This is a genomic window from Microcystis sp. LE19-41.2A (genome assembly GCF_027530405.1).
In the GTDB taxonomy this organism is placed as follows: domain Bacteria; phylum Cyanobacteriota; class Cyanobacteriia; order Cyanobacteriales; family Microcystaceae; genus Microcystis; species Microcystis aeruginosa.
The window spans coordinates 1-7,561 of sequence record NZ_JAPZQJ010000622.1 but is presented as its reverse complement, the minus strand read 5'-3'; the positions used below and the strand labels follow the sequence as shown (position 1 = coordinate 7,561).

At 41.3% G+C, this 7,561-nt stretch carries 9 protein-coding genes and 1 pseudogene; 3 read left to right on the top strand and 7 right to left on the bottom strand.

Translation table 11 applies throughout. The features are described 5' to 3' along the window. A pseudogene (locus O9290_RS25575) lies at positions 1 to 521 on the top strand (ISL3 family transposase); the annotation flags it as partial. Between the two features lie 197 nt (positions 522 to 718). Here O9290_RS25575 and O9290_RS25570 read toward each other — a convergent pair. The 3 genes from O9290_RS25570 to O9290_RS25560 form a co-directional block, all read right to left on the bottom strand. After that, on the bottom strand, positions 719 to 1,420 hold the full coding sequence (locus tag O9290_RS25570; protein WP_288057171.1) for a tetratricopeptide repeat protein: 702 nt from the start codon (positions 1,418 to 1,420) through the stop codon (positions 719 to 721). A gap of 350 nt (positions 1,421 to 1,770) precedes the next feature. Beyond that, positions 1,771 to 2,190: a putative toxin-antitoxin system toxin component, PIN family gene (locus O9290_RS25565; RefSeq protein WP_288057173.1), complete on the bottom strand. Its 420-nt coding sequence runs from the start codon at positions 2,188 to 2,190 to the stop codon at positions 1,771 to 1,773. Further along, a complete protein-coding gene (locus O9290_RS25560) occupies positions 2,187 to 2,456 on the bottom strand; it encodes a hypothetical protein (RefSeq protein ID WP_288057175.1) in 270 nt (89 codons plus the stop codon). The genes O9290_RS25565 and O9290_RS25560 overlap by 4 nt, the downstream gene beginning before the upstream one ends. Before the next feature lie 290 nt (positions 2,457 to 2,746). On the opposite strand from O9290_RS25560, the gene O9290_RS25555 reads away from it, so the two are divergent. Continuing rightward, entirely contained in the window at positions 2,747 to 3,250 is a 504-nt protein-coding gene (locus tag O9290_RS25555) for a hypothetical protein (RefSeq protein ID WP_002796342.1), read from the top strand. Positions 3,251 to 3,534: 284 nt separating this feature from the next. Here the strand turns inward: O9290_RS25555 and O9290_RS25550 are convergent, their stop codons facing one another. The 4 genes from O9290_RS25550 to petJ form a co-directional block, all read right to left on the bottom strand. Next, on the bottom strand, positions 3,535 to 3,939 hold the full coding sequence (locus O9290_RS25550; protein WP_002796341.1) for an HNH endonuclease: 405 nt from the start codon (positions 3,937 to 3,939) through the stop codon (positions 3,535 to 3,537). Positions 3,940 to 4,086: 147 nt separating this feature from the next. Continuing rightward, entirely contained in the window at positions 4,087 to 4,461 is a 375-nt protein-coding gene (locus tag O9290_RS25545; RefSeq protein ID WP_288057177.1) for a hypothetical protein, read from the bottom strand. A gap of 306 nt (positions 4,462 to 4,767) precedes the next feature. Next, the gene (locus tag O9290_RS25540) at positions 4,768 to 6,447 is read right to left on the bottom strand and encodes a DUF3352 domain-containing protein (protein WP_288056258.1); all 1,680 of its coding nucleotides are present in this window, start codon (positions 6,445 to 6,447) and stop codon (positions 4,768 to 4,770) included. A gap of 116 nt (positions 6,448 to 6,563) precedes the next feature. Further along, the gene (gene petJ / locus O9290_RS25535) at positions 6,564 to 6,884 is read right to left on the bottom strand and encodes a cytochrome c6 PetJ (protein WP_002732729.1); all 321 of its coding nucleotides are present in this window, start codon (positions 6,882 to 6,884) and stop codon (positions 6,564 to 6,566) included. Between the two features lie 192 nt (positions 6,885 to 7,076). Here petJ and petE point away from each other — a divergent pair, with 192 nt between their 5' ends. Next, the gene (gene petE / locus O9290_RS25530) at positions 7,077 to 7,454 is read left to right on the top strand and encodes a plastocyanin (protein WP_079205634.1); all 378 of its coding nucleotides are present in this window, start codon (positions 7,077 to 7,079) and stop codon (positions 7,452 to 7,454) included. Positions 7,455 to 7,561: the final 107 nt, after the last annotated feature.

Here is a 7,561-nt window from a genome sequence, read left to right as displayed (position 1 = left end):
TCCATGTAATGAAACAAATTAATCAAGAGTTAGACGAACAAAGAAAAGCAGAAAAAAGAGCCGTAGAAGCGCAGAAAAATAAAAAACAGAAAGCGGAAAAAGAAGCGAAGCTAGAAGTTTTAAAGCGAAGTAAATATAGCTTGTTAAAAAATGAAAAAGATTTAAAGGAACCCCAAAAAATCAAACTAGAAGCTATCAAAGAAAATTGACCAAATTTGAAAAAGATGCACGAGTTAAAGGAAGAATTCAGAAAGATTTATGAAACCTCAAAGAATCCGACAGAGGGACTGCTATCCATCTCGGAATGGTTGGCAAAATCCTCCAGTGTTTTTACCAAGAGTTGTCAAACAATCCGAAACTGGTTTGGAGAAATAATTAGTTATTTCGAGCGAAGGACAACGAATGGGGTGGTCGAGGGAATCAACAATAAACTTAAACTAATAAAACGAAGAGGCTATGGCTTTAGAAACTTTCGGAATTTTTGGGTTAGAAGTATGTTATATTGGCATCTTGTCTGTTGATTTAGCATAAAGGGTAACGAAGAGCCATACTGATAACAATTATCGTCGGTTGGGTTGACCCAAGGAAACCCCACAAAAAGCCATGAGAAGCGATCGCCTATTCAGACGGATTGAGGTGTTGGCTGTTGGGTTTCGCTTTCCCTTAGAATTGAGAGGTTTTCTTTAACCTATTGATTCGCTCAACCCAAGAAAAAGGACTAGACCGCGCCTAATAGCCGTAGGAGTTTCATAACCTTTTCATAGGCCGCCGCGTTTCCTTGCTGGCGGTACAGTTCGGCGGCTTGTCGCAAATCTCTGATCGCTTTTTCCCTTTCTAGTCGATAGTAGTAAAGAACCCCGCGATTGACGTAAGCCGGGGCTAATCGGGGATTAATGTTGATCGCCTGATTGAAATCGGACAGGGCGAGGTCGGCTTTTCCCTGTTCGTAGTAAAGATTCCCGCGATTGTAGTAAGCCGGGGCTAATCGGGGATTAATGTTGAGCGCCTGATTGTAATCGGACAGGGCGAGGTCGGGTTTCCCCTGTACGCCGTAAAGAAACCCGCGATTGTTGTAAGCTTCGGCCAATCGGGGATTAATGTTGATCGCTTTGTTGTAATCGGACAGGGCGAGGTCGGGTTTCTCCTGTTGTTCGTAAAGAAACCCGCGATTGAGGTAAGCCTCGGCGTATCGGGGATTAATGTTGATCGCTTTGGTAAATTCAGCGAGGGCGAGATCGTATTTTTCTTGTTGGATGTAGCCAACTCCCCGGTTATAGTGGCCGATCGCGTCTTGATTGTTCCCTTGAGCGATCCGGGTTTCGGCTGGTTGTCGGCTCTCTAGCGCCATGACGGGGCGAACAGTCGCGAGGGTGGAAAGGCTGATTAGGCTGACGGTGGTAAGAAGGGCAAAGGATTTCATGGCTAGTTCCTCACTGGGGATGATTTTAAATTCTACTTAGGGTTTGCTGAATATCGGTGTAAATCCTGCTAAAAAAGGTTTTTGGGCTAAAAAAGCCTAAAAATATTATCCAACAAGGTTTTTAGATTTATTCAGCAAGCCCTACTTAATTCATAGGCTGCTTTTTTGGGAATATACAGAATAGGCTTTTTTTGTCTAAAAAGCACTAGGCTACTACTATCTAAAGTAATTAGAAAGTAGTAAGAGCGATCACTTTTTTTAAATCCTACAGTAATCATAGCAATTATTGTCGGTCAAACTTATCTTTTCTCTTGGTGTAAATCGTCAATTAATTACCTTACTCCTCTTCTCTACTCATTAAAGTAGCGACTAAGAAATTCTTGGGGAGTAATGATGGGGATATTTTCAAAGTCATGTAATGTTAGTAAATCTAAATCTCCTGTAATAATAACTTCTGCTTGAATAACTATAGCGCTCGCTAAAATAACAGCATCATCTGCATCTCTAAGTTGAGGAACTTCTAATAGTCTGTCAACACAAGGTTGTATAAGTTCTTGAACGATAGTCATCAGGTATGCAGTTGTATATCCACAATATTGTTTTCGAGATTGGAGTTTGGGTCGTTCTAATGTATCTTCTATATCAGCTAAGATCTTTTGGGAGGCAACGATTGTAATTCTTTGATTTTTAGCTAATTTAAGGATTTTACCCGGAACTCCTCCCCACAACAATCCTGAAATCCAAACATTGACATCTACAACAACTTTCATGAGTTGGCGCGTCTAATTTGGCGAGCTTCTTTAATCATCTGGCTAATCTCAGCCAGAGTCGGTTGATTGGCATCTGGTTCCATTGCTTCTAGTCGCTCAAAGAATTGCTCTAGATTGACTTTATCTTGATGAACTTTTTTGAGAATGATGGAGTCTTCCGTCAGGGAAATCATGTATTTATCTCCTGGGTTGAGGCGGGTTTGAACTTCAGGAGGAAGTTCGAGGTTTCCTTCTCGATTGATTTGTATGAGTAGCTCTTTGGTCATCGGCTTCAAAATCAACTTTATTAGCTTTAGCTGTTAAACAGACTTTATAAATAATCTGATCAAGTTAATTATATATATTTTAGCGAATTTTTCAAGCTAGGGCTTGCTACCTTGGAATCTAATCTGGGAATTGATGACCCTCAGCGATTCGCGTCTGGAGAGGTAATGTTTCTCCCTCTACATTTATACTACCCCAAGAGAGTCCTTCCACAGAATCAATACCACTGGCTACTTGATAACCACCCCCTGAACGCTTAAGATGAGATTATGAGTGATTCGGAGAAAAAAATATGTCAGGATACTACGATGACTGTTTTGACCACATTACTGATCCTGTTCAACGGAATTCTGTTCGCCAGCAATGGTTACAGATGGTTGACGGAGGTTTATCTATTGCCGATGTTAGGATGCTACTAGATAAGTACCCAGATTTTCGGTTTGTGATTGGTCGGTGGATTTCCACGAAGCCTGAAAGTCTCGGTTTTGGTGATAATACAATAGACAGGTTAAAAGAGTTTGTTGCTACTTTGCCTGAGTTTAAAGATGTATTTGATAAGTATGTTTCTCAACTTGTTTCATCAGATCAGTATCGACAGGGGGAACTTAAAAAACTTGCAACTATATTTCCTCAGTTTAAACAAGTGGCTGAACAGCGTATAAAAGAGAATGAAGAAGAAAGAAGAAAAGCAAATGAAAAACGTAGAAAAGATGACGAACTAAGAATAATAGAACTGATGAGCGAACAAAACAAAAGAGAAGAAGCAGGACGATGGTATACTGATAAACCATACTAGCCGTAGTGGACTGTTTCAGCTAATTTGGTGTATTAGAAAAATGCCATAAATTCTATAATCTAAGACTTTAAGCCGAAATCTATTGCCCTATTTTAGCTGAAACAGTCCACGACAAGCTAACTCAAGCAAATCTCGATTATCTACAAGAATCAGTTGATATTGCGATTCTCAAGATCAAGAAGGAAACCGAGCAAAAAGTAATGAGAGGGTTGTTTTAAGTTTGTATCTGTGCTACTTTTAAAAGTGGTTTTATCATATTTTTTTGGTTTATTTAGCTTAACTTTTCAAGGGAAAACACCTAGAATATACCATATTTTTCTGGCACTAATTTGTAAAGTAGAGTTGATGCTTAATACTTCTACTGTGACTCTACCTATTGGCGTTTTTCCTGCGATTTCAAAAGTTTTATTATCGACAAGAAAATGTTCTTCCCATTTGTCTATACGAGGATTAAATAAGCGAAATACTTTTTCTGTCACTGGATCAATTCCCTCAATACGAGCTAATTTATGAAGATTGCAAATACGACATGATAGAGCTAAATTTTCTGGTTTATCTTCCCCTTTTTTAGAGAGGGGAACAATGTGATCTACTTCAAAAGCAAGATTAAAAATAATCTCTGGTGCATGACAATATTCACATCTATGTTTTGCCCTTTTCGCAACGAGAGTATATTGGGGATGGGTCATTTCAGTTATCAGTTATCAGTTATCAGTCATAAGTTGTCAGTAATTACTACCTGAAGTCGATAGCTTTAAATCAGTTGAAATCAGAAAAATTTTAATTTTTGTTCCCTTGAAAAGAGATGCTTGTTACCTTTTGCTCTTGATTATAAATTAATCATTATCTTGAATCTGTTTGATGATTCTTTTCCCTCTTTGAATACTTGCTTGTAATTCTTCCTCAATTAAAGCTGTTAATTCTTGCTGTTTTATCGCAGAAAAATCAGTCTCAGAAGCTAGAGATTGATGAAATTCTTCCATCAGTTCTTGTAAACGTTCTTGTTGCTGTTTGCTGAATAAATTATCAGGACGGAAACGCCGTAAAATCACTAATGTCTCACCCATATTTTCACCTTCAGCAATTAAACTTGTTTCCATAAGATCCAGTGCTTGACCTGGAGTCAAACCACTTGTTTCTTGGTTGCCACAAATTGCTTTATATGTCAAGGTTTTTCCTGCAAATTCTGGAACAATTGTGATAGTAGTCATGGTTTAAACAGTAAAGCGAATTTTGCAAGCTCATCCAAAATAATTTGGCTTTTCCATACTTGTTATGCACTTTAACATACTAACCGTAGGTTGACTTGAGCAATAATAACTCTTGTCTGTCAAATATTAGCGACGCTTGAGGGAAACCCAACCACACCAATGTCGTCAAGAATGTTGGGTTTCGCTCAAACCATTGAATCGAGCAGTTTTCTCCTAAGTATTAAATCGCTCAACCCAACCTACAAGCTTCTATCTGATAACTGATAACTGATAACTGATAACTGATAACTGATAACTGATAACTGATTAAGACTTCACTCCCAAGTTAAAGAAAATCGTTCCCCGACGCACAGAATTTTCGCTACCTTGGCTGCTAATAGTAAGAGAACGCAGATTATTAAATAAAGGCTTAATCGATAATTCTAACACCCGCACGATCGGGAATTTTGCCTCGATTACCGGTTGCAATTGTCGCCAATCGACGTAAAAATAACCATCATTTTCTGCGGGTAAAGCAGTAATTGCCTGTCGAAACTTACCACTACCTAAGATGGGGTTTTTCTGTGCAGATAAAGCTAAACCCATCGCTTCCACAGAACTAGCGATAATTTCATAATTATCGACCCTAGTATGCACTCCCGTCACGAGCGTCTCTAGTTGCGCTTTTCCTCCCGGGACCGCCGTGGTTAACTTTGTCCAAGCTGTCACCGATCGATCGAGTAAAGGCAGATTAATCACATTATAGCCGCGACTGCGGGCCAACTCATCCAAATGAGAGATCGCACTGTCCACCTCTACCCCCATCACCCGTTCCCCTACAAAAACACTATCGGGTTCCATCCCCTTTGAACTAGGCACGAGAGCGAGGCTATATTCGCCTCTAACCCAGCTAAAAACGTCTTCAGGCAAATTTAAACCTAAAGGCGACTGGAAGCGGTTTAAGACCTGTGTTATTAATTCCTGTAGGGGACTATCTGCTTCTAACCCCTCCTCTACCTGAGTCCAAAAACGATTTAAATCGCGACTAGCGGCGACTAAAAGGCTATTTTCGCCGATAAAAGATAATGCTCCCACGGGACTAGATAAAATTGGTGCTTGGTCATCCTGTCCTAAGACTCCAATTAAGGCGGTTTGAGCGACTATTCCCCCAGATTTGAGGGAAAAAGCCGTGGCTAATCGTTGTTTCGCTTCGGGACTCTCCGGGACGGGTTGATTAGCTATCCAAGCCGATAACGGGGGTAAATTGCCGTAAACGATAGCTATACGCGGTTCGGTGATATTTTTGAGGGCTTCTCGGTAATCGGGGCTATTTTTTAGGTTTAAATCCGGTACTTGCACGTTATTAAGTGCCTCGCGCAAAACCTTGATATTATTGGCAAAAAGCACCGTATCACCCACCACGGCACTAGCGAGAAAACGATTATTATCTCCTGCGGTCAAGGGACGTTGATAAATGAGGTTAACTCCCTTGTAGAGTTCAAAAACGAGGTCAAATTTGCCCGAAACCGCCTGTTTTGAGTAGGAAGCTTGCAGAAATTCCTTAGCGCGTTCACCATCTTTACTTTGAATTGCCAAAAGATAACCCGGTTGGATACCATTATCGGTATCGCGATCGAAATCTAGGGAAGTAACAGCGAGGGTAATTTCTTCCCCTAACCAGGGTTTGATTTCCTTTTGATAATTTAATCCCGTTTTACCGAGCAGACTTTTTTCTAAATCCTTAATTTCTTGGTGGGAACGTCGTCGATTAGCCGGTGTAGCGATTAATTGACCAAAAGACTCTAAACGTTCGGGATTGACCAGCAAGGATACCATAACCGGGGCCTGTTTCGGCACAAAAATCGCCGCCGCCGGTTCCCGCAGCACCCCACCTTTGAGCAAAGACAGAGGACTATCGGCGAGAATCCAAGCAAAACTGGCTGTAGCGACTCCTAGTAGAATGATTACCGTCGCACCTAAAATATAGAAAAACGATCGCAATTTCACAACCTTGTCCCGAGATGAACCATTAGCTATTTTAAGCCAGCAATTGACCCAAGAATTTCGATCGCTACAATTCTTACCAGACTGACAACGGATAACTCGCCACCGATAACTAATTTTTACCAGCCTTTTTCCGCTTGAGCGAGGACATAGTTAGCTACAGCTTCGATATCTTCAGCGCTGAGACGACCACCGAAAGCAGGCATCGCCCCCATACCTTTGGTAACTTGGGTAACGATAGCTTCAACGGAATCTTTGCCGTATTTAACTAAATCTTCTTTTTTCAGGGTTTTAGCGGCATTAACCACGTTTTTACCGCCCATGTGGCAGGAAGCGCAGTTAGCACTGAAAATCGAAGCCCCATCAGCTAAAGCGGGACGAGCCATACCGAAAGTAACCACAGCCAAGAGCAAGCACAGGGAAATTAATAATCTTTTCACGATAGGTTCTCCTCTATTTCTTAAGAAATTCCCCAACCATCGTCAGAAAAAACCGGTTTTCTTGTCAAAAGACAAGCTGTCAAACTTGGTGTAGAATTAATCAATGGGACAGTTAAAAGCAAACTTTTACTTTTTTGTCAAAAGACAGGCTGTCAAACTTGTCATCTTCCCTCGTGTAAAGGATTAACAAGCATGAAAAAATTAGGTTTATTGGTCGCTACCCTGGTGCTAGTCGTCTCTAGCTTCTTCTTCAACACTGCCTCCGCTGCTGCGGAAACCTTCACGGTGAAGATGGGCGGTGATGCGGGTACACTACAATTTGATCCCCCCGCCCTCACCATTAAAGCAGGAGATACGGTGAAATGGGTCAATAACAAACTTTCTCCCCATAACATAGTTTTCGATAGCACCAAGGTTCCCGAAGCCCAAGCTGCTAAATTATCCCATAAAGGTCTGGCTTTTTCCGCCGGTGAGTCCTTTGAAAGCACTTTCAGCGAACCGGGTACTTACACTTACTACTGCGAACCCCATCGCGGTGCCGGCATGGTCGGAACGATTACCGTTCAGTAATTATCCGATTTTAACCAAAAATAACTCGCGGTTAACTGCCGCGGGTTGTTTTTTTGGGGTGTGGGGTGTGGGGTGTGGGGTGTGGGGTGTGGGGAAGTGGGGAAGTG